Source organism: Manganibacter manganicus, from assembly GCF_002075885.1.
Lineage (GTDB): Bacteria > Pseudomonadota > Alphaproteobacteria > Rhizobiales > Rhizobiaceae > Mesorhizobium > Mesorhizobium manganicum.
In genome coordinates this window covers 113768-134618 of sequence record NZ_MDET01000034.1, presented here as the reverse complement: position 1 = coordinate 134618, position 20851 = coordinate 113768, and the positions used below count along the sequence as shown (strand labels likewise).

Genomic DNA, 20851 nt, shown 5'->3' with positions numbered 1-20851 from the left:
TCAAGCCTCCTGCGCCTGCAGCCACATTTCCAGGAGGCCGGCCTGCCACAGTTCAGAGCCGCGCAACGGGGTGATGTGTTCAGAAGGATTTGCGAACAGCCGCTCCAGATAGTCCTTGCGGAACAGGCCGCGCTCACGCGCAGCGCGTGAAGAAAGCGCATCGCGCAGCATGTCGAGATACGGACCGGCGATATATTTGAGCTGCGGGACCGGAAAGTAACCTTTCTTGCGGTCGATCACCGCGCTCGGCACGACCGTACGCGCAACGTCCTTCAGGATACCCTTGCCGCCGTCGCGAAGCTTTTCCTGCGGCGGCATGCGCGCAGCGAGTTCCACCACCTCGTGGTCGAGGAAAGGAACGCGGGCCTCCAGCCCCCAGGCCATGGTCATGTTATCGACGCGCTTCACCGGATCGTCCACCAGCATCACATTGCTGTCGAGCCGCAAAGCGCGGTCCACCGGCGTATCCGCGCCGTCGCGCAAAAGCTGTTCTTGCAAAAGATCGTCGCTATGGTCGCGTTCGGGCATCCATTGCGGCGCCAGTTGCGTGGCAAGGGTCTCGTGGGAGCGGTCACGAAATGCCTTGCTGTAGTCTTTCACCACGTCGTTGGAATCCGACAGCGGCGGATACCAGTGATAGCCGCCGAACACCTCATCGGCCCCCTGTCCGGATTGCACCACCTTGATATGCTTCGAAACTTCCTTGGACAGCAGGTAAAAGCCGACATTATCATAAGACACCATCGGCTCGGACATCGCCGCGATAGTGCCCGGCAAGGCGTCCATCAATTGATCGGAAGGCACGAATATCTTGTGATGGTCGGTACCGAAGTGATCCGCGATCAGATCGGAATAGACGAATTCGTCACCTTTCTCGCCATTCGCCTCTTCGAAGCCGACGGAAAAGCTCATAAGCCCTCTTTGCCCGGCTTCGGCCAGCAAGCCCACGATGAGGCTGGAATCGACGCCGCCTGAAAGCAGCACGCCGACAGGAACGTCGGCGATCATCCGGCGCTTGACGGCGAGGCGCAGGGCAGCGAGCAACTCCTCCTGCCATTCCTCCCGGCTGCGGGCGCCGTCGCCCGGACTGCGCTGGTAGGCCGGATCCCAATAGCGTTGATCCGCGAAATGGCCATCCGCCTCATAAACACGGACCGTGGCCGGCGGCAGCTTGCGCACGCCGGCAAAGATGGTGCGGGGCGGCGGCACGACGGCATGAAAACTCATGTAATTGTGCAAGGCGGTGCGGTCGATCGACGTGTCAACGCCTCCGGCCTTGACCAAAGCCGGCAGCGACGAAGCGAAGCGCAGCGCGCCATCCACTTCGCAAAGATAGAGCGGCTTGATGCCGAAGCGATCGCGCGCCAGCGCCACGCGGCCGCTGTCACGCTCATGGATGACAAAGGCGAACATCCCGTGAAACCGCGAGACGCAACTCTCGCCCCAGGCATGCCACGCCTTCAGGATCACCTCGGTGTCGCCATCGGAGAAGAAGTGATAACCCTTTTGCTGCAGTTCGGCGCGCAACTCCCGGAAATTATAAATACAGCCATTGAAGACGATCGACAGGCCGAGATCGGGGTCGATCATCGGTTGTTGCGATTTTTCGGAGAGGTCGAGAATTCTCAATCGCCGATGGCCGAAACCGACATTGCCACGGACCACGATGCCGGATGAATCCGGTCCGCGCCGGGCAAGGCTATCGGCCATGGCCGAGATTGCCGGAATCGACGGCGTCCCGCCGTCGAACCTGACTTCACCGCAAATTCCACACATGAATAGGTTCATACCCTCCATTGTTCAGAGCATTTTGCAACCAGACGGCTTCGTCCGGCGTCGCACAAATGCGGTTAGGGAACCAAACTGGAGCGGCGGGACTTCATTCCTCAGAATGCCCACTGCTCCAATGAATAAAAAAAGCGTCGATCCTGCTCGACGCCTTCATAGCTAACGGGAGAAGGCGCGGATGGTTCCGGCAAAATTTCCTGTCAGCCAGCCGGTCGGTTCGTGTTGGCGTGCCCGGCTCGGATCCTATTTTGCATCCGTCATTTTCTGACGGGTAAAACCCTTCAGACCTACCGTCACCTCTTCAGCGTCACGCTCGATCTGCACCTGGCTCGCAGCGTAATGCACCAGCAACCGCGCGATACACTCGAGCGCGTCGATATGGATGCGCTCATAACCGTGCGACGCATCGACACCGAAGGCAAGCAGCGCAGTGCGCACATCATGCCCTGCCTCAAGTGCCGAAGCGGCATCGGAGCGATAATAGCGGAAAACATCCTTCTGCACAGGAATTGCGTATTCCTGGCATAGTTCGAACAATTTCTTGCTCAGATGATAATCGAATGGGCCGGTCTGATCGGCCATCGCAAGCGTCACTCCGAATTCCGACGAATTCTGGCCGGGCGCCGTTGTCCCATTATCGACAGCGACCAGCGAAGCGATGTCGGCGACCAAAGCGGAAGAAGCGCCAACGCCAACTTCTTCGCCGATCGTAAAGACCCAGTATGTGTCGACCGGCGTCTCGACACCATGCCGGTTCATGGCTTCCAGCGCAGCCAGCATGACTGCTACGCCGGCCTTGTTATCCAGATGGCGCGAGACGATGAACCCGTTGTCCAGAAATTCCGGCGCAGGATCGATCGCGACGATGTCGCCGACATCGACGCCGAGTTCGGCGAGATCGGCCTGACTGGCCGCCACCGCGTCGACACGCATCTCTACATATGGCCAGCCGGTTGGCTGGGTATCGACCTCGTCATTGAAAGTATGGCCCGACGCTTTCAGCGGAAGAATGGAACCTCGGTAAATGCCCTTCGACGAAAAGATCGAAGCGCGGGCGCCCTCGGCGAAACGCGCCGACCAATGGCCGATGGGCACCAGTTCCAGCCTCCCGTTCGGCTTCAGCAGCTTGACCTGGGCACCCAGCGTATCGAGGTGAGAAACGATACCGCGGGCCGGCCGCTTCGAACTTCCCGGCCGCCGCGCGCGGATGGCGCCACGCCGCGTCAGCACGACCTCCAGGTCCAGCCGCTCCAGTTCGCGCGCCGTATGACGCACGGTTTCATCGGTGAAGCCGGTAGGGCTGGGAATGGACAGAAGAGCCTTAAGGCAGGCCACGAGGTAATCGGCATCGATCCGGATATCTGGTTCCATCAGGCAGTGATGGCAAAACCGTCCGGTCCAGTCAAATTATCGACGATTGGCCCGAAACCGTTCGGGGACGTACGGTTTCCGCGCGCTCCAGCATATATTGCTCGGCTTCGATCATGTGGCCGAGCATCAGCGCGCGTGCGCCATCGGCATCGTTGTTTCTCAGGAACCGAAGCAACGGAACCTGGAACCGAAGCCCAACTTCTCGCAATGCCGGGTTAGGCTTGTCGTAAATCGCGCGGCAAACGGCCAGTTCGTGCAGCAGCTTATGCAGGAAGATACAGATAAAGCCGAGAATGGCGTTTTCGGAATGCGCGGCGAGCAATGAGTGGAAGTCGAGTTCAGCTAGGCGCTGGGCAAACTCCTCCTCTGCCGTTGCCGGCTCATGATCGTAAAGGTGGATCATCGCCTGAAGGGCCGCATAGGCCGGCTCGTCAAGCTTGCCTGCAAGCCCCGCGGCCAGTTCCGGTTCAAGCAGCTTGCGCAGCGCGTAGATGTCGGCGATCGAAGGTTGGCGGAACAAGAAAAGATTGCTGACAAGCCTGATCGCCTGATCGCCCGACAGCGCCGACACGAAGGCACCCCCACCGGGGCCGGTGCGGCGGCGGATCAGGCCTTCCGTCTCCAACGCCTTCATCGCCTCGCGCATCGTACCCTTGGCGACGGTGCTTTCGAGTTTCCCGAGCCAGTCGGACGGCAGCCGGTCCCCCGGCTTGAGATCTCTGCTAATGATCAAATCTCGCATCTGGTCGGCAATCATGTCCGACCTTTTTCGTCGCCCCCCTACCGAAGCGAGCCCGCCGTCAAGCCTCATTGTGTGATCCCCATGCTCATGCCCTCACGCCATCTAGCGGAGCGAATTTGACATTTGCATCCCGGTTTGCATCGAGCGTCGTTTCAAATGTCAAATTCAAAGCTCCACTAGAATCATAGTTTTGCTAGTGGTTTTATGATTCAGACATTTTTGCCTGAGCGCCTTGCATAAGACGGATGCAAATGTCTGAATCAAACCACTAGCCGGGATGATAACAAGCCGCCAGATGTCCCGAACTGTCTGGCGCGGGCTGAAGCGGCGGCCGGGAGGCACGGCACATGTCGTCGGCCCGAGGGCACCGGGCAGCGAAGGCGCAGCCCTTTGGCGGATGGAAGGGATCGGGCAATTCCGTTTCCGCATCCTCGGCAAAGGTCGATCTGCGGCCGGGCGCAGGCGCCGAATTCAGCAGCAGCTTGGTATATTGATGCCGCGGATTGCGAAAGATGGATCCGGCGCTGCCGATCTCTGCAATACGGCCGAAATAGAGGACGACCACGCGGTCGCTGACACTTTCGATCACTGAAAGATCATGGCTGATAAACACATAGGTCAGTGAAAAACCGCGCTTCAGCTCATCGAGAATATTGAGCACTTGAGCCTGAACGGAAACGTCGAGCGCCGAGACCGGCTCATCCAGCACGATCAGTTCCGGATTGGCGGCAAGCGCCCTTGCGATGCCGATACGCTGGGCCTGCCCGCCGGAAAACTCATGCGGGTAGCGGTCGAGAAACTCGGGACGCAGATTGACGGAGTCCATCAGTTCGGTCAGCCGCTTGCGGCGCGCAGCTCGGTCCAGTCCGAGCAGATGAACAAGCGGTGCATTCAAGATGGCGCGGATTGTCTTGCGTGGATTGAGCGAAGATACCGGATCCTGAAAGACGAACTGGATCTTTTGCGCCAATGCCCGCGGTGCGCGGGCCGCAGTGGCGGCAACATCTTCTGTCTGGAAACGGATTGTCCCTCCCGTCGGCCGATCCAGCCCGACAAGGAGACGGGCAAGCGTCGATTTCCCGCAGCCGGATTCGCCGACAATTCCAAGCGTCTCGCCGCGCCTGATATCCAGCGTGACATCCGACAGCGCGTGCAGCTTCGGGCGCTCGCGTCGCGTCAGCGTTTTGCCGCCGCCGAAGAAGCGGTCGACATTGGTGACGGACATCAAAACCGATCCGGCATTATCCAACGACGGTCTCCTCGGTGGTTTGTGCAAGCGGATGGATGCAACGGACGGCACGACCGCCATTGGTTGCCGTGAGCGCGATATCGCCGTGCCGGCAATCGGCATCGGCATAAGGACAGCGCGGCGCGAAGGCGCAACCCCGCGGCAGGTCGTCAACGCTCGGCGGCAAGCCCTCTATCGCCTCGAGGCGACGTTCCGGCTCGCCAAGCACAGGAACGCAGTCGATCAGCTTGCGCGTGTATGGATGGGCCGGTGAGTTCAAAATATCTTCTGTCCTGCCCGTCTCGACGATTCGCCCGGCATACATCACCGCAACCCGGTCACAGATCGCCGAAACGACGCCGAAATCATGGGTAATGAACAGGATTGCCGCATTCTTCTCGCGGCGGAGATTGTCCATCAGCGCCAGCACCTGCGCCTGTACGGTGACGTCGAGCGCCGTCGTCGGCTCGTCGGCGATGATGATTTCGGTGTCATTGGCAAGCGCCATTGCGATGCAGACGCGCTGGCGCATGCCGCCGGAGAGTTCATGCGGATAGGCATTGAGCCGCTCATCCGGATTGGAGATGCGGACCTGCTTCAGCAGGTCTAGCGCGTGGTCGCGAGCCTCGGTCCTGCTCATCGGTTGGTGGGCCAGGATTGTCTCGATGAGTTGGTCGGCGATGGTGAAGAGCGGATGCAGCGTCGATAGCGGATCCTGGAATACATGGCTGACCGCACCGCCGCGCAGCACCCGGATGCGGCTGTCTTTGGCGGCAACCAGATCCTCTCCACGATAGAAGATCGAGCCTCCGGCAATCTCGCCCGGAGGGGTCGGCACCAACCCCATGATCGACATCGCCGTCACCGACTTGCCGGAACCGGATTCGCCCACCAACCCCAGACATTCGCCTGGCATGAGGTGCAGATCGACACCGCCGACAGCTTTTAGAACGGTTGATCCGATCCGGAATTCCGTCCTCAGGTTCTTCACGTCGAGAACCGTGGCCTCCATCAGCGGCCTTGTGTCCGGCTTGCGGCTGCGGGCGACAGCGGTGCGGGCCACCGGCCGGGCCAACGCACCCGACCGCAGCCTTGGATCGAGGATATCGCGGACGCCGTCGCCGATCAGATTGATGCTCATCACCAATGCAAAGATCATCACGCCGGGCACAAGCGAGACATGCGGATAGGTGAAGAGAATTTTTCGGCCCTCGCCGAGCATCGACCCCAGGTCGGCTTGCGGCGGCTGAGCGCCAAGCCCGAGAAAGGACAGGCCAGCGGTTTCGATGATCATCCAGCCGATCGTGGTGGACATGGTGATAACGATGACCGGAAGCACATTCGGCAGGATTTCGCTCAAGAGAATATGCGGGCGCGATTTACCGGAAAGACGCGCCGCATCGACGAACTCTCGCCGCGACAGGCCCAGCGTGATGCCGCGGATATTGCGGGCGAAAAACGGGATATTGACCACGGCGATGGCGTAAAGCGCATTGATGAGGCCAGGGCCGAGAACGGCGACAATCGACAGCGCAAGCAGGATGTATGGAAAAGCCATCACCATGTCGATGCCGCGCATCAGGACGGAATCGACGCGCTTGCTGCTGAAGCCGGCGATCAGCCCGATCAACGAACCGAAAAATGCCGCGATCAGCGTCGCGGAAACGCCGACAGCCAGGCTTACGCGCGTGCCCCATATCAGCCGCGAGAGAATGTCGCGACCGAGCATGTCGGTGCCGAACGGATGGTTCGGCGTGAACGGCAGATGCAGCCGATCGGCAGGTGCGGTCGCATTCGGGTCGGCAAGCGGCAGGATGGGCGCGGCGAGAGCCGTGATCACGAGAACGCCAAGGACCAGCAGGCCGCCGGCAGCGAGCCGATTGTTGACAAGCAGCGCAAACGCGCCGGGACGGTTTGTCCTGGTTTTCGGCGTCGGTGAGGCTTCAGTGTGATCTGTCATCGGCGCAGCCTCGGGTCGAGCATCGTCTGCACGGCGTCGGCGATCAGATTGAAGATGACATAGGAAGCCGCGACCACGAGAACGCCGCCCTGCACAAGCAGAAGGTCACGGGTGGAAATCGCCGTAACGAGCATCGAACCGATCCCCGGCCACTGGAACACCGTCTCGATATAGACTGCGCCCCCCAATACGAAACCGGCCTGAATGCCGATCACCGGAACGACGCTGACGAGCGCCGCCTTGAAGGCATGCTTCATGACCACCTTGCGTTCGGAAAGGCCTTTCGCACGCGCCGTGCGGATATAATCCTGACGCAGCACTTCCAGCATCGAGGTACGTGTCAGGCGGGCGATGACGCCGGTCGCCACAATGGCAAGCGTTATCGCGGGAAGCGTCAGATGATGGATGAGGTCGAGGATGCCGCCCCCGCCATAGATGGCATACATGCCGCTTGCCGGAAACAGCCTTGTCTTGACGGCGAAGAACAGGATCAGAAGAAGGCCCAGGAAAAAGGACGGCGTGGAAATGCCGATCAGGACGATGAATGTCAGGATCCTGTCCGCCCAACCGAACTGGCGCACCGCAGAGACAATACCTACAACCAGACCGAGGATCGAACACAGCACCAGCGCCGTTCCGGCAAGGATCAGCGTCGCCGAGAAACGGCCGAGCACCTCGTCGAGCACAGGCTTGTTGAGCGAATAGGAGCGGCCAAAATCGCCATGCAATATGTTGCCGAGCCAGATCACATATTGCTGCAGCATCGGCTTGTCGAGGCCGAGTTCGGCATTGATCCGCGCGACGTTTTCCGGCGTGGCGTATGAACCGAGAATGGCGGTCGCCGGATCGCCAGGGATCAGCTTCATGATGAAGAAGACGATCACCGTCAGCCCGAACAGGACGGGGATGGCGGCAAGCAGACGCCTGAAGATGTAGGCAGCCATCAAGCCACTCTTGCGAGGCGGCCGGCGGGGAAGGCCGCCGGCCTCGGATGCGCTATTGCTTCTGGACGTGTTGCAGCATCAGGAAGAAAGATGGCTGCAACGCGAAGCCTTCGACATTGGCGGACGTTACCGCGTTCTGTTTCCAATTGGCGATGAAGGCCCATGGCGCATCGTCATGGACGATCTGCTGCATCTGCTTGTAGAGTTCGGCGCGCTTTGCCTGATCGGTGCTCGTGCGAGCCTCTTCGAGCAGTTTGTCCACTTCCGGATTCGAGTAATAGCCCGAATTGAACCCGCCCTTCTTTGGCCATGCATCGGTGCGCAGCGTCAGGTAGGGCAACGTATCCGGATCATTGGTCATCCAGGCCATCTCCGCCATGTCCGCCTTGCTGTCGAGCCCGGCATTGACCTTGGAGAGGAAAGTGTTCCACTCATAGGTTTCGATCTTGACCTTCATGCCAACGGCAGCCAGATCGGCCTGGATCGCCGTCGCCATGGCCACCGGCTCCAGCATGCCCGATCCGCCCTCGGTGACATAGAAGGTGATCTCCTGGCCGTCGTAACCGGCCTCCTTCAGCAGTTCCTTGGCTTTTTCCGGATCATAGGGATAGGGCTTCAGCTTCTTGTCGTAGGCCCACCCGAAGGCGGGCGGCGTCGGCCCGGCAGCGACCGTGGCCGTGCCTTGAAGCACGTTGTTCACCAGCGTTTCCTTGTTGATGGCGTAGTTGACCGCCTGGCGGACCTTCTTATCCGCAAATGGCCCTTCCTTCATATTGAGGATGAGGAACCAGACATGCGGCCCGGCCTGCTCGTACACCTTGAAAGCCGGATTGTCGCGAAACTGCGAAAGGCTGTCCGGGGGCACTTCGACCATGACGTCGATTTCGCCCGAAAGCATCGCGGCGACGCGCGTATTGGCGTCGGTGATCGGCCTGAAGACAACGGCTTCCAGCGCCGGAGAGCCATCCCAGTAATCCGGATTCTTCGTCAACACGACCTTCTGGTTCGAAACCCATTCCTGGAACATATAAGCGCCGGTGCCGACCGGGTGGCGGCCGAAATCCTTGCCGTATTTCTTCACCGCCGCGGGTGAGACGATGAGACCGGTCGGATAGGCAAGATTGGACAGAAACGGCGCATAGGGCTCTTTCAGGTCAAACTCGACCGTCAGATCGTCGATGACCTTCACCTTGTCGACGGCGGAAAAGAAGGACGCCAGCGGGAACGGGCCGGTGTCGTAATACGGGCCGTTCTTGTCGAGCATGCGGTCGAAATTGAATTTGACCGCTTCGGCGTTGAACGGGGTTCCGTCCTGGAACTTGACGCTCTCGCGCAGCTTAAAGGTATAGACCTTGCCATCGGGCGAGATGGTCCAACTCGTCGCCAAACCGGGCTCCGGCTCCAGCGTGCCGTCCTTGTAGCGCACGAGCCCGTCATAGACATTCAACAGGATGCGGAAATCGTTGACGGCCGTATCGACTGCCGGGTCCAGCGACTTCGGTTCCGCGATCTGGCCGACGATCAGCACGTTCGGCGGCGTTTGGGCGCGCGCCGGCGTGATTGCGGCGGACATGACGACCGCCAGTGCAACTATTCCCGCTGCGAGCGCTCGCGACAAGACTGCACTCTTCATGAACACCTCCCTTTATCGATGCCGGCCTTTGAACAATGTCTGCGCTCGAATGACCGGCCACAGACGTCAGTCGGCCCTTGTCTCGACCAATTAATCATGATTATTTTGCAGAATGCAATATTTGATTATTATAAATTGACGACATGCATCGTGAAATGACGGACGCCTTACAATCCCCCCGGATCGACAGCGAGCGGCTGCGCCGCCTGCTCGACGGCGTCAATTCGTTCGGCCGCTCGATGGTAACGGGCGGTTTTAATCGTCCTGCCTTCTCCGAAGCCGACATGGCGGTACGGCGCTGGTTCGCCGATCAGATGACGGAATCGGGACTTGCCGTGCGCCGTGACGGCGCGGGGAATCTTTTCGGCCGCCTCGGCAGTAAAGCCGGGCCGGCGATCATGATCGGATCGCACCTCGATACGGTGCGCGATGGCGGCGCTTTCGACGGCGCGCTGGGCGTCTGCGTGGCGCTGGAAAGCGTGCGCGCCATCCACGAGGCCGGCCTGGAGCCTGGCATTCCCATCGAAGTGGTTGCGACAAGCGACGAGGAAGGCCGCTTCGGCGGCATGCTGGGTTCGCAAGCAATCGCCGGTCAGATCGACCATGCGTGGATCGACAAGGCCGCCGATGCCGACGGTTTGAAACTGTCGCAGGCAATGATCGCGCACGGCCTTGACCCGGCGCGGATCATTCAGGCCGCGAGGCCGCCCGGATCAATCAGGGCCTTCCTGGAACTGCATGTCGAGCAGGGTCCGATTCTTGAGGCGTCGGGAAAGTCGATCGGGATCGTCGAGTCGGTTTCCGGCATCTGCCATTGGCAGGTGACGCTGACCGGCAGAGCCAATCATTCCGGCACCACACCGATGGATATGCGTTCGGACGCCTTTGCAGGGCTGGCGGCGATCTCCGCCATGATCCCCACGATCATCCGTGACGCTGGCGGCGAACAATCACGCGTGACCATCGGCAAGGTCCACCTCGTCCCCGATCACCCGCATACGATCCCCGGCAAGGCCGTCTTCAACCTGATCGTTCGCGACGTCGACAATGAAATCATGCGGGCATTGACAATCCGCTTTCGTGATCTGATCGCCGAGACATCGAGAAAACATCGCCTTGAGGCGTCGATCGACGAGATGGGCTGGCTCGCTCCGGTCTCGTTGGATGCGGCAATTGCCTCCGATATAGAGACCGAGGCAAAACGGCTCGGCCTCGCCTATATGCGCATGCCTTCCGGCGCCGGGCACGATGCGCAGACGATGCAGGCTGTCTGTCCTTCCGCTCTGATCTTCGTGCCGAGCCGCGCCGGCATCAGCCATGCGCCGGAGGAATGGACCGATTGGGCCGACATTGAAAACGGCGCACGGCTTTATCTCGCGGCATTATGCCGGCTTGCCGGCATGGCTGGAGCGTAACGCCGGCCGCGCTCAGCAGAACGTATCGGCCAAGGCGCAGCGTTTCGTTCAAGCTGGATACTTGACACCGGACTTCGGCGCATCGCTTTTCGTTTGCGGCGATTTCTGCGGGGTTCTGGCGAAAGCCGGCGCATGATGGCCGGCATTGAACAAAAACAGCAGCATCGGCGATCGGCCGATGATCTGAAGCCCGGCAACCGCGCACACAACGGCAATGACCGGCAGCGTGAAGAAGGTGACGGGAAACAGATCCGATCCGTAATTGCCGAAAAGGCGGCGCATGATGATCGCGCCGAAATTGAACAGGATCGCGTGACTGCAAAAGAGGAAGAAGGCGTAGGGTTCCAGCCATTTGCACAATGCGGCAAGCCGGCTTCCAGTCATTGCTCCGATCAGCAGCCAGAAGCCGCCGGCCATGGTGATGCGCAGCAGCGTGTCGAGGCTCAGCCGCAGTGCTTCTTCCATATGTCCGAACAGGACGCGTTCGATGCGCAATGTAAGGAATATCCCAACCATGACGACGAGGCCGATTGCCAGCACCCGCGAAATCCCATCGAGGGTTTCGGGCTTCGTTGCCGCAATGCGCAGCCACATGCCGAGGGCGAAGAACAGGAGAAGCTGCGGGCGCTGCAAGACAAGCAGGTCTTCGCCGAACAGCGTATAGGCGACCAGCAGCAGGATAACCGCTATGGGAAACCGTTTCAGTCCGGCATAAACCAAAGGTGACAGCAGGCAACACACGAACAGATCGCGCAGGAACCATAGCGGTATGTCGAGCGGCCACCCGGTCAGGCCAAGCATCGCGTTTGCAAGACCGAGTGCGGAAAAGTCCGGCATGTCCTGCCATTTGTCGGTCAGGAGCCCATAGATCACGAGCAGGGCCAGCATGGCCAGGTTCCAGGAGACCAACGGAACGACAAGGGTGCGCAGCTTGGATATGGCCGTTTTCGCGAAACCGGATTTGGCCAGGGTCGCGACGACGAAATAGCCCGATACGACACTGAGAAGCGAAACCGAACTGAGCCCCAGAAGCCGCGAGAAGATGAAATAGACGATATCGAAAAAGCCTGCATCGCGGTCGTACACGTTTTCGGCTATGCCCGGAGGCACATGCACGAACATCATGAGGAAGATGCAAAGAAAGCGCGCAATCCTGACGCGCTCCGACACCTCCTGGGGAACGGGAGGGACGGCTGATGGACGGAAAATTCGGCTGGCGGTTTTCAGGGTTCGTCTCCTTGAAGGCTATGATCGCCCCCTACGGGCGGAGCGGCGATCAATGTGCGGTCTCTCAGGAGGCGCGGTACGGAGACACACAGGCAAAGCCGCGACAGCGGAAGCGGCTTTCGTTGCAACGCTAAGAAATCGACCACGGCATGACGATTCAAGAAATTCGACTCCGTTTAACATTCGCCCGCCGCGGCGCGCCAAGCCGGCGGGAATGGCGGCTATGAAGAGCGTCAAACGCCTGTTCGGACTGGACAAGCGCCGGGCGCCGCATCCGCGCCTGCAACTCGACCTGACGGAAACGGTCGTTTACGCGATCGGCGACGTGCATGGCTGCCTGGCGGAACTGCTCGCGCTCGAGCGCATCGTCGTTGAGGACGCCCGCACCCTGCCCGGCCGCAAGCTGATCGTGATGCTCGGCGACTATGTCGATCGCGGGCCGTCTTCCGCGCAGGTGCTGGACCATTTGATCGCGCCGGCGCCCGACGGCTTCGAGCGCATCTGCCTGACCGGCAATCACGAACTCGCCATGTGCGACTATCTCGAAGGCGGCATCGGCCTCAAAGCCTGGCTCGCAATGGGCGCGGGGCCGACCCTGCGGTCCTATGGACTGGACCTCGACCGGTTGGCCGAAATCTATCGCAGCGAGCAGGCCGTTGAAAAGGCGATCCGGGAAACGATCCCGGCGGCGCATCTCGACTTCCTCCGCGCTTTGCCTATCCTTGTCGAAAGCCGGAACTACATCTTCGTTCATGCCGGCGTGCGGCCCGGCATCGCCATGGACAAGCAGGTGGACGATGATCTGGTTCTGATCCGTTCGGCCTTTTTCGACAATGCCGATTTGCTGACGCGCTATGTCGTGCATGGTCATACTCCGGTTGACGAGGCAAGCCGCATCGGCATGCATGTCAGTCTGGACACCGGCGCCTATTTCAGCGGGCGCCTGACGGCGTTGCGCATCTGGCGGAACAAGGGCCGCTATCTGACCAATCGCTGAACCTGGCTCCTGCCATCATGCCGGCTCCATCTTGCGGGCCGATCGATCCGTGCCGATCTGTTCGACATAATAAGACCCGTAGCGGTCCAGATATTTTTCGGCGCCACCGAAAACGCCGTAACGAGCGAGGCTCTTCATATCCGTCTTGTTGAGCACGACGCCGAGCATCTTGCCCGCTATATGTCTTTCGACCTGGAGCACGGAACGCACCAGCGCGCGCGGTGTCGCGCCCCATTGCGTGACCATGACGAAACCGTCCGCCAACGGCGCGAAAGCCTTGGCATCGACAACCGGTCCGAGCGGCGGCAGGTCCACCACGATGTAGTCGAAAATATTGCGGGCTTCTTCAAGCAGATTGGCCATGCCCGGCCCTGAAATGAGTTCGCTGGTATGCGAAATCCGCTTGTTGCCGACGGCGGGCAGGATGGCCAGCCTGGTCTTGCGATCCGAAAGGCAGGCGCTTTGCCATGGCTGCTGGCCGACGATCACCTCGACAAGGCCCTTTTCGGGTAAAAGCGGCAGGCTGCGGCTCAGGCCCGGATTGCGCAAATCCGCGTCGATGAGCAGCGTGCGCGCGCCATTGGCAGCCAGCAAGCCGGCAAAATTCGCCGCCACCGTCGTCTTGCCTTCGCGCGGCAACACCGACGCGAAACCGATGACCTTGCATTTGGTGTGATGCAGGACGACGTCGCTTGCCAGCTTGGTATTTCGCAGCGTCTCGGCAAAGGCCGAGCTAGGCGCGTTGATGGCAACCCGCAGCATGCGCGGCGTCACCGTTTCGGGGCCGCTCTGGCCAGATTGGTTTCCCGTAGCAGTCGCCGGCGCCTTTCTGGTGGTCTCGACCAATCCCTGCTCCACCAAAGGCAGATGGCCAAGAAAATTCAGGCCAAGCGCATTGCGCACGTCCTCGCCGGTGCGGAAGAACCGTTCGCGGAATTCCTGCAGCGCGCCGGCACCGACGCCGGCGAACAGGCCGAGCACCAGCGACAGGCCCAGCACCATGGATTTGCGCGGGCTGGATGCCGAGGTCGGGTTGCCCGCCTGCGAGATCACACGTGCCTGGGGTATCGGGAAGGAGCTCTGCTGCGAGGCCTGCTCGTAGCGCGCCAGGAACGCCTGGTAGAGTGTGGCAAGCGACTGCGCCCGCTGCTCCAAATTGCGCAGTTCCACCTGATCCTTGCCCGTCTCGGAATTCTTGCCGGTGAGATTTTCGACATTACTGCGCAGCGAATCTTCGCGCGCCTTGGCGACCTCATATGCGTTGCGATAGCTTTCTGTCAGGCGTTGCAACTCGGCGAAGATCTGCTTGGTCAGATCGGCCTCCTCGCGCCGCAGCGCCACCGCCTGCGGATGATCCTCGCCGAACTGCTGCGAAATGTCCTGCTCGCGCTTGGCCATGCTCAGATAGCGGGCCTTCATATCGTTGATCAGCGCTGTGTTGTTGTTGCTGGATCCCTTCTCCGAGGGAATGGTAGCGTTCTTGACTGCGTTGTCCGGACCGCTGTCGACAATCGCCTTGAACTGGCTGTAGCGGGCAAACGCATTGGCCGTATCGGCCTGCGCCAGAATAACCTGGCTGTTGAGATCGGAAAGCTGCTGCTCCGACATGAGTTCGCCGCCGGCTTCGGTCAAACCGGCCTTGGCGCGGAACTGTGCCACCGCGAGCGCCGCTTTCTGCGAACTCTCGCGCAAATCGTCCAATCGCCCCTGCAGCCATACGGTCGCCCGCTGGGTCGCATCGAAATTGGCGTCGAGATGATCGGAAAGATAAGCCTTGGCATAGGCTCGCGTGATCGCGCCGGCAAGCTTGGGGTCGGTGTCCTGAAAGGAAACCGCGATGACGAGGCTGCGCCCCACGCGCTCGGCGCTGAGGCCCTGCTGCAACCGGGCGATTGCCTTGCCAATATTGCCGTTTTCGGCAGAGCCGTTCGATCTTTCCGGCTTGGAGACGAAAATGGCGAGCACCGATTTCACAGCCGACTTCAGCCGGGCCACGGGCGAACGCGGCGGGTTGAGAAAAGCCTCGTTATCCTGGAGGTTCTCGGCCTTGACCACAGCGCGGGCAAGGCGGCTCGATTTCAGGATCTCGACTTCACTCAGCACCGTGGATTCGGCCTCGGCATTGGCCGGCGGCGTCGATGCGTCCTGCGCGAACTTCGCAAGATTGTCGTCCAGCAGGATGTGTGTCGAGGCGGTATAGACGGGCGGCGTGAAGACGAGATAGGCGACACCGAGCGCCAGGCCCAGCAGGCCAAACAGCATCACAAGTCTGGCCTGCCGCCGCGCGGCGGCAAACAGCCTGTCAAGGTCGATGAACTCGTCCGGGCCGGCGGTTGGCATCATGCCTCGGTTCTTCAATGGGAAACGTCCGTCATTCATGAGTGTGCCGATCGGTGCGCTCTTTCAGATCCGGCCGCGGCAATCGGCTGCGGCCGGATCGATACCGTTATGGTCAGGCCGCTTCGGTGCGGCGAGACTGTGATGCGACCATTTCCGAGATCGGCCCCAGCACCGTGTCGCGGATGTCGTCGCGCGCCAGCGCGAAGGCGACATTGGCCTGGATGAAACCGTCCTTCGAGCCGCAGTCGAACATGCGGCCCTGAAATGGCGAGGCGAAGAATTTCATGCTGCGCGACAGGCGCAGCATCGCGTCGGTCAACTGGATCTCGTTGCCGGCGCCCCGCTCCTGGGTGGCCAGTATGTCGAAGATGTCGGGCTGCAGCACATAGCGGCCGTTGATGTAGAAATTTGACGGCGCGGCTTCCGGTGCCGGCTTTTCGACCATGCCGGTGATCGCAAATCCCGTGCCGACCGTCTCGCCCTTGCCGACAATGCCATAGCTGCCGGTGTCCATGGGGTCGCATTGCTCGACGGCGACCACATTACCGCCCGTCTGGCGATAAACGTCCACCACACCGGCAAGACAGCCGCGCGCGCCGAACGACACCATATCGGGCAATAGAAGCGCGAAAGGCTCGTCGCCGACAATGTCGCGCGCGCACCATACCGCATGGCCGAGGCCGAGCGGCGCCTGCTGGCGGGTGAAGCTGATTGTGCCCGGCTGCAATTGCAGGCGGTCGAGCGATTCCAGTTGCTCGGTTTTGCTCGATCGCTCCAGCGTGTCGAGCAATTCCGGCTGGATGTCGAAATAGTCTTCAATGACATGTTTGTTGCGGCCGGTGACGAAGACAATGTGCTCGATGCCGGCTTCCAGCGCCTCATCGACGGCATATTGCACGACCGGCCGGTCCACCACTGTCAGCATTTCCTTGGGCATGGACTTGGTTGCCGGCAAAAATCGCGTGCCCAGACCAGCGACCGGTATGACTGCTTTTCTGACTTTCTTCACCGCAAACTCCCTGTTTGAGATTGGTCCCCGCCAATTCGAATTCTTTTCATCACCGGCTTTGCGCGATTCCGCCGGCCGGCTGCAGCCATGCCGTGAGCCGCCGGAACCGCGCGGCAATCGGCATGGACAGATGCCGCAGCGCCGCAGGATCGCGCAAAGCCGTTCCCATCGCCTTGAGTGGCGCCCTCGCCTTCAAATGCTGCACCAGAAGCAGGAAGGACGCGGCTTGCCGCAGGCTTTGCGTGCGCCGTTCCTGTGCGGCCATGGCTTCGGGGCCGAGCGTGTATGTCCGCACGAAAGCCGCGTCGGCCTTCAGCATCGCCTCGACATGGCTGAGTTCGAGCACGCGCGATATCGAGTCGCCACGGACGCGGTAGAGATAGCCCACATACGGTTCGATCACGCAGCGCCCGCCGCTGGCAAGCGCCGAGGCCAGCAGGATGTAATCCTCGCCGATGCGCAGCGTCTCGTCGTAGCACAGACCGTGCCGCGCCATAAACGCGCGCTCGAACACCGGCTTCATGTAGCCAAACGAAAACGTCGCCTCGAACATGACACTGGCAGCAATGAAATCGGTGAGCTTAAGTTCCCGCAGGCGCTCCAGAATAGCGGTCGGAAACATCGGTTTGCGGCTCGCCGCCGCCTCGTCCGCGACTTCGAGATTGTCCACGGCGATCTCGGCACCCGCCTGCTCCGCGCGGTCGATCATGCGCCGCAGGCGATCCGGCCGCACGGCATCGTCGGAATCGAGTACGGCGATCCAGCGCCCTTTCGCCGCCTCCAGCCCGGCATTGCGGGCGCCGCCCGGACCGCGATTGCGATCGAGCGCGATCACGCTGACCCGCTCGGTGGGAAAGCGGCTCGCCACCTCCAGCGTGCGGTCGCTCGACCGGTCGTCGACGACGACGACTTCGACCGACACGTCACGTTGGGCAAGCGCGCTTTCAATCGCCTGGGCGATCGATGCTTCGGCATTGTAGGCGGCGATGATGAAGCTGACGTCAGGCTGCATGGGCCTGGCCTTTCGCCGGCTTGTCGCCGTAAAGATGCAGTTCGCGCATACCCGAAAGCCCGCTGACGACACCGGCATGCATGACGCCGCGCAGCGCCTGCCCATTGCGTCGGTGCGGCACCGCCGCAAGCAGGCCGGCGGCAACGAAACAGAAGACGGCCTTGGCGGCGGCGAGGCCGATCTGCGGCAGTGCGGCGCGCCGTGTCAAAAGCAGGCGGCCATGTGTCTGTCCGGAGCGGAAGCGCCGTTTCGCCAGCCAGGAAAACCGGGCGCGCTCATCGCTCACCGGCTCATGGACAATGGCATCCGGGGCATAGGCAATCCGGCCGCCGGACTGGTGGAGAAGAGAAAAATATTCGGTGTCTTCGCCACCGCTGCGGCCAAGCGCAAGATTGAAGCGCCGGCCCCTTACATGCGGCGATGCCCGGTCGAGCAGGACATTGCCACTGTAACCGGTCAGGATTTCACCGTTGACCAGCACGGGCCGGGTCGAATGGATGTCGCCGCGCCACATCCACGCCGGCGCCGATGGCCGATAGACCGCGTTGACCGGCCCCAAAACCGCATCCGCACCGGTTGCCCCTGCCCTCGCGACCAGCTTTTCCAGCCATTGCGGCGAAGCGGTGGAATCGTCGTCGATAAAGGCGAGATATCCGCCGGTCGCGGCGTCGAGGCAGGCGTTGCGGGCCAGCGAGATGTTGGCGGCCGGGCAATGGATATAGCGCACCTCGAACGGCAGTTCTGCGGCAAGACGCTCCACCAGTTCGCTTGCGCTGGGCAGCACGTCATTGTCGGCGACAATAATGTCGACCTTCCATTCACCGGGAATCTTCAGCGCCGCCAGCGAACGCAGCGTCTGTTCGAGATAGGGCCTGCGGAACGTGCACACGCAAATGTCGATCGACAGCGGGCGGCTGAAATCTTCGAGACGTTCGCTCATGATGCGGCCGCTCCTCGCTGCTTCCAGGATTTGACATATTCGAGCCAGAAGCCGGTGGACCATGCGAGATGCATGATCATCGCCGAGACGCCGGCCAGCGGCCCATAGAGGTCGCGCTGCCGGATCGCCAGCCATGCGCCGTAGCCGAGGCATGCCGCCACCCAGAGCCCAGCCGGAGCCAGGGCAGAAAGACTCAGGAAAGCCAGGGACGTTCCCACCACGCCGGGCAGCACAAGCAAGGGCAGGGCCTGTCGGAGCTTCAGCGGCGTACGGTGCTTGACGACATTTCTGGCGCGGCCTCGGCCATAGTTCAGATATTGCCGAAACAGCGCGCCGGCCGACGCCCGCGGATAATAGGTCATCACGGTCTTGTCGGTCATCCAGATGCGATAGCCGGCATCGGTCAGCCGCAGGTCGAGTTCGGCATCCTCGTTATGGCTGAAGCTTTCGTCATAACCACCGATTTTGCGGAACGCCTCGACACGCATCAGCGCGTGGTGGCCATGATCCGTCCAGTGACCGGGCATGCCTTCGCGATGAGGCGAACCGCCATTGCCGAGCTTGGAGTTCTGTGCCGTAGCGGCGGCCTTCTGGAACGCGCCGAAGCCCATCGTCGCCATGGAGACGACGACCGAATCGGCACCGGTCGCGACCGCCTCGTCCACAAGGCGGTCGCAGTAATCGTCGGGATAACCGCCATGCGCGTCGATGCGGATGAAATAGTCGGCCTCGTCGCCGTAGCGGGCAATCGCGAGGTTGATACCCGCGCTTTGCAGGCGGCGCGGATTGTCCAGAAGCACGATCCGCCGCTGGCTGGCCGCCAGTTCCCGGACCGTGGCGCGCGTGCCGTCCGTGCTGCCGCCATCGACGATGACGATCTTCATATCCAGCCGTTCGGCCGGCTCAAGCAACTGGTCGATCAATGCGCCGATATGATCGACCTCGTTGAGACAGGGGATCACCACCATGCAACGCCCCTTCGGCAACGGCCGGGTGCTCTCGCCCATATCGTTCACGACATGATCGATCATGCGGCAATCTCCAGAAGTTGGCTTGCACTCTCGTGACCCGAAAGGCCGGCAAGGCGCTCGACCAGCCTGCGGCAATCCGCGGGGCGGCAGACCCAGGTGCCGGGACCCTGCGCCATGACCCCGCCGCGCAATGTCGCATAGCTGTCCGCGTTCATGCCGGCGAGCAGAGCGGCCAACGCCTCGACCGAAGGCGCGGCAAGCCGCAGGCCAAGACCGCGCTCAGTCAGGAAGCGCGCCGTTTCGGTTCCGTCCATGGCGATGGGCACGACGCCGAAACGGCAGCCTTCATAAAGACGGTTGGGCAACAGCCAGCTTGAATTAAGGCCCTCTTCGAAGAAGTCGATCGCCCATGAGAAATGCACTTCACCGTAAATAGCGGCGAGATCCTGCGGATTGCGGTAGGCGCCGGCAAAGCGGATATGCGGCTCTGCGGCGACGAGGCGATCGAAATCGTCGAATTCGACATGAGCGGGGCGGCCGCGCAAGATCACCTCGAAGCGGCCTTGCATGGCGCGCGTGAATTCACAAAGCAAAGCCAGCGACTTGGCGCAGCGCAGCGCCCCGAACCAGCCGATCCGCCACGGTTCGCCATCTCGCGGAAGCGGCGCGGTCTTTGAGGCAAGGGGCGTGCCGGAGAGTTCAAGAACCTTGTTCTGGAGCAGCACTATGGGCGCGCCGATCTGCCCATAAGTGTCGAAATAGTTCCGCACGAAGGCCGGAGAGCTGGTCAGGAGCAGCGCGACATTGCGGCTGAACAGCCGCTCGGCACCGCGCATCGCCTTGCCGACAGCGCCACCGTCCAGAAGCAGGCGATGAATGTCGAGGCACTCATACACGATGGGTATGTCGCCACCGAAGGCCGCGCGGGCGCGGTTCGCCAAGGCCAGCATTTCCAGGTTGCGGCCGATGATGACGTCCGGCCTGGCAATTTTGCCCAGCCTGGAGTGCAGCGTCAGCGCGGCATGCGCGACAGCGGCCAGCCGTTGGGCGAAAGCGCGGTCGGCGGTGCGGCCAAGGTCGATCGGCGTGATCCCGTCTAAATCAGGCCCATTGAAAACAGGCACGGTTGCGCCACGCCGGAAGCCGGCCAGCGTCACCGAAGCGCCGCCGGCGCGCAGCATCGCGACACGCCGGCGAACCGCCGGGTCGCAAAGATCATGGACCAGGTAGAGAACTTGCAGCATGATGTTCTTCACGAATGGCGCGGCGACGAA

16 protein-coding genes are annotated in these 20851 nt (G+C 61.4%); 2 read left to right on the top strand and 14 right to left on the bottom strand.

The genetic code is table 11. The annotated features are described in order from the left end of the window. The 7 genes from BFN67_RS17985 to BFN67_RS17955 all read right to left on the bottom strand — a co-directional run bounded on the left by BFN67_RS17985 (position 1) and on the right by BFN67_RS17955 (position 9606). Complete coding sequence (locus tag BFN67_RS17985; RefSeq protein ID WP_080921005.1) at positions 1-1776, bottom strand: N-acetylglutaminylglutamine amidotransferase; 1776 nt, start codon at positions 1774-1776, stop codon at positions 1-3. Positions 1777-2031: 255 nt separating this feature from the next. After that, the gene (locus BFN67_RS17980) at positions 2032-3159 is read right to left on the bottom strand and encodes an osmoprotectant NAGGN system M42 family peptidase (protein WP_080920895.1); all 1128 of its coding nucleotides are present in this window, start codon (positions 3157-3159) and stop codon (positions 2032-2034) included. Positions 3160-3190: 31 nt separating this feature from the next. Next, a complete protein-coding gene (locus BFN67_RS17975) occupies positions 3191-3916 on the bottom strand; it encodes a FadR/GntR family transcriptional regulator (RefSeq protein ID WP_280951340.1) in 726 nt (241 codons plus the stop codon). Positions 3917-4169: 253 nt separating this feature from the next. Further along, on the bottom strand, positions 4170-5126 hold the full coding sequence (locus BFN67_RS17970) for an ABC transporter ATP-binding protein (protein ID WP_192856869.1): 957 nt from the start codon (positions 5124-5126) through the stop codon (positions 4170-4172). 16 nt (positions 5127-5142) lie between these two features. Next, positions 5143-7089 carry a dipeptide/oligopeptide/nickel ABC transporter permease/ATP-binding protein gene (locus BFN67_RS17965; protein WP_080920892.1) on the bottom strand — a complete coding sequence of 649 codons (1947 nt, stop codon included), beginning with the start codon at positions 7087-7089 and terminating at the stop codon, positions 5143-5145. Next, positions 7086-8033: an ABC transporter permease gene (locus BFN67_RS17960; protein ID WP_080920891.1), complete on the bottom strand. Its 948-nt coding sequence runs from the start codon at positions 8031-8033 to the stop codon at positions 7086-7088. The genes BFN67_RS17965 and BFN67_RS17960 overlap by 4 nt, the downstream gene beginning before the upstream one ends. A 52-nt stretch (positions 8034-8085) precedes the next feature. Next, positions 8086-9606 (bottom strand): ABC transporter substrate-binding protein, encoded by a 1521-nt coding sequence (locus BFN67_RS17955; protein WP_245295327.1) that lies wholly within the window; start codon positions 9604-9606, stop codon positions 8086-8088. A gap of 215 nt (positions 9607-9821) precedes the next feature. Here BFN67_RS17955 and BFN67_RS17950 point away from each other — a divergent pair, with 215 nt between their 5' ends. Continuing rightward, positions 9822-11081 carry a Zn-dependent hydrolase gene (locus BFN67_RS17950; protein WP_139789239.1) on the top strand — a complete coding sequence of 420 codons (1260 nt, stop codon included), beginning with the start codon at positions 9822-9824 and terminating at the stop codon, positions 11079-11081. Positions 11082-11129: 48 nt separating this feature from the next. Here the strand turns inward: BFN67_RS17950 and BFN67_RS17945 are convergent, their stop codons facing one another. After that, positions 11130-12251 (bottom strand): acyltransferase family protein, encoded by a 1122-nt coding sequence (locus BFN67_RS17945; protein ID WP_280951338.1) that lies wholly within the window; start codon positions 12249-12251, stop codon positions 11130-11132. 280 nt (positions 12252-12531) lie between these two features. Between BFN67_RS17945 and BFN67_RS17940 the strand changes: the two genes are divergently transcribed. Beyond that, on the top strand, positions 12532-13305 hold the full coding sequence (locus BFN67_RS17940) for a metallophosphoesterase (RefSeq protein ID WP_139789238.1): 774 nt from the start codon (positions 12532-12534) through the stop codon (positions 13303-13305). A gap of 15 nt (positions 13306-13320) precedes the next feature. On the opposite strand, the gene BFN67_RS17935 is transcribed toward BFN67_RS17940, so the two are convergent. The 6 genes from BFN67_RS17935 to BFN67_RS17910 form a co-directional block, all read right to left on the bottom strand. After that, positions 13321-15645 (bottom strand): polysaccharide biosynthesis tyrosine autokinase, encoded by a 2325-nt coding sequence (locus tag BFN67_RS17935; RefSeq protein ID WP_080921003.1) that lies wholly within the window; start codon positions 15643-15645, stop codon positions 13321-13323. 112 nt (positions 15646-15757) lie between these two features. Then, positions 15758-16654 carry a UTP--glucose-1-phosphate uridylyltransferase gene (locus tag BFN67_RS17930; protein WP_080921002.1) on the bottom strand — a complete coding sequence of 299 codons (897 nt, stop codon included), beginning with the start codon at positions 16652-16654 and terminating at the stop codon, positions 15758-15760. A gap of 49 nt (positions 16655-16703) precedes the next feature. After that, entirely contained in the window at positions 16704-17666 is a 963-nt protein-coding gene (locus BFN67_RS17925) for a glycosyltransferase family 2 protein (protein WP_080920887.1), read from the bottom strand. Further along, a complete protein-coding gene (locus BFN67_RS17920) occupies positions 17656-18606 on the bottom strand; it encodes a glycosyltransferase family 2 protein (RefSeq protein ID WP_080920886.1) in 951 nt (316 codons plus the stop codon). The genes BFN67_RS17925 and BFN67_RS17920 overlap by 11 nt, the downstream gene beginning before the upstream one ends. Beyond that, a complete protein-coding gene (locus BFN67_RS17915) occupies positions 18603-19637 on the bottom strand; it encodes a glycosyltransferase family 2 protein (protein ID WP_080920885.1) in 1035 nt (344 codons plus the stop codon). Before BFN67_RS17915 ends, BFN67_RS17920 begins: the two co-directional genes overlap by 4 nt. Next, positions 19634-20821, bottom strand: coding sequence for a glycosyltransferase (locus BFN67_RS17910; protein ID WP_080921001.1), 1188 nt, complete (start codon positions 20819-20821; stop codon positions 19634-19636). The genes BFN67_RS17915 and BFN67_RS17910 overlap by 4 nt, the downstream gene beginning before the upstream one ends. Positions 20822-20851: the final 30 nt, after the last annotated feature.

What these genes read in the sequence shown, in the direction of transcription:
- BFN67_RS17940 (WP_139789238.1), top strand. Translation starts at nt 12,532, where the DNA reads ATGAAGAGCGTCAAACGCCTGTTCGGACTGGACAAGCGCCGGGCGCCG.
- BFN67_RS17920 (WP_080920886.1), bottom strand. Translation starts at nt 18,606, where the DNA reads ATGAGCGAACGTCTCGAAGATTTCAGCCGCCCGCTGTCGATCGACATT.
- BFN67_RS17950 (WP_139789239.1), top strand. Translation starts at nt 9,822, where the DNA reads ATGACGGACGCCTTACAATCCCCCCGGATCGACAGCGAGCGGCTGCGC.
- BFN67_RS17925 (WP_080920887.1), bottom strand. Translation starts at nt 17,666, where the DNA reads ATGCAGCCTGACGTCAGCTTCATCATCGCCGCCTACAATGCCGAAGCA.
- BFN67_RS17910 (WP_080921001.1), bottom strand. Translation starts at nt 20,821, where the DNA reads ATGCTGCAAGTTCTCTACCTGGTCCATGATCTTTGCGACCCGGCGGTT.
- BFN67_RS17960 (WP_080920891.1), bottom strand. Translation starts at nt 8,033, where the DNA reads ATGGCTGCCTACATCTTCAGGCGTCTGCTTGCCGCCATCCCCGTCCTG.
- BFN67_RS17935 (WP_080921003.1), bottom strand. Translation starts at nt 15,645, where the DNA reads ATGCCAACCGCCGGCCCGGACGAGTTCATCGACCTTGACAGGCTGTTT.
- BFN67_RS17980 (WP_080920895.1), bottom strand. Translation starts at nt 3,159, where the DNA reads ATGGAACCAGATATCCGGATCGATGCCGATTACCTCGTGGCCTGCCTT.
- BFN67_RS17915 (WP_080920885.1), bottom strand. Translation starts at nt 19,637, where the DNA reads ATGATCGATCATGTCGTGAACGATATGGGCGAGAGCACCCGGCCGTTG.
- BFN67_RS17985 (WP_080921005.1), bottom strand. Translation starts at nt 1,776, where the DNA reads ATGTGTGGAATTTGCGGTGAAGTCAGGTTCGACGGCGGGACGCCGTCG.
- BFN67_RS17955 (WP_245295327.1), bottom strand. Translation starts at nt 9,606, where the DNA reads ATGTCCGCCGCAATCACGCCGGCGCGCGCCCAAACGCCGCCGAACGTG.
- BFN67_RS17965 (WP_080920892.1), bottom strand. Translation starts at nt 7,089, where the DNA reads ATGACAGATCACACTGAAGCCTCACCGACGCCGAAAACCAGGACAAAC.
- BFN67_RS17975 (WP_280951340.1), bottom strand. Translation starts at nt 3,916, where the DNA reads ATGATTGCCGACCAGATGCGAGATTTGATCATTAGCAGAGATCTCAAG.
- BFN67_RS17970 (WP_192856869.1), bottom strand. Translation starts at nt 5,126, where the DNA reads ATGTCCGTCACCAATGTCGACCGCTTCTTCGGCGGCGGCAAAACGCTG.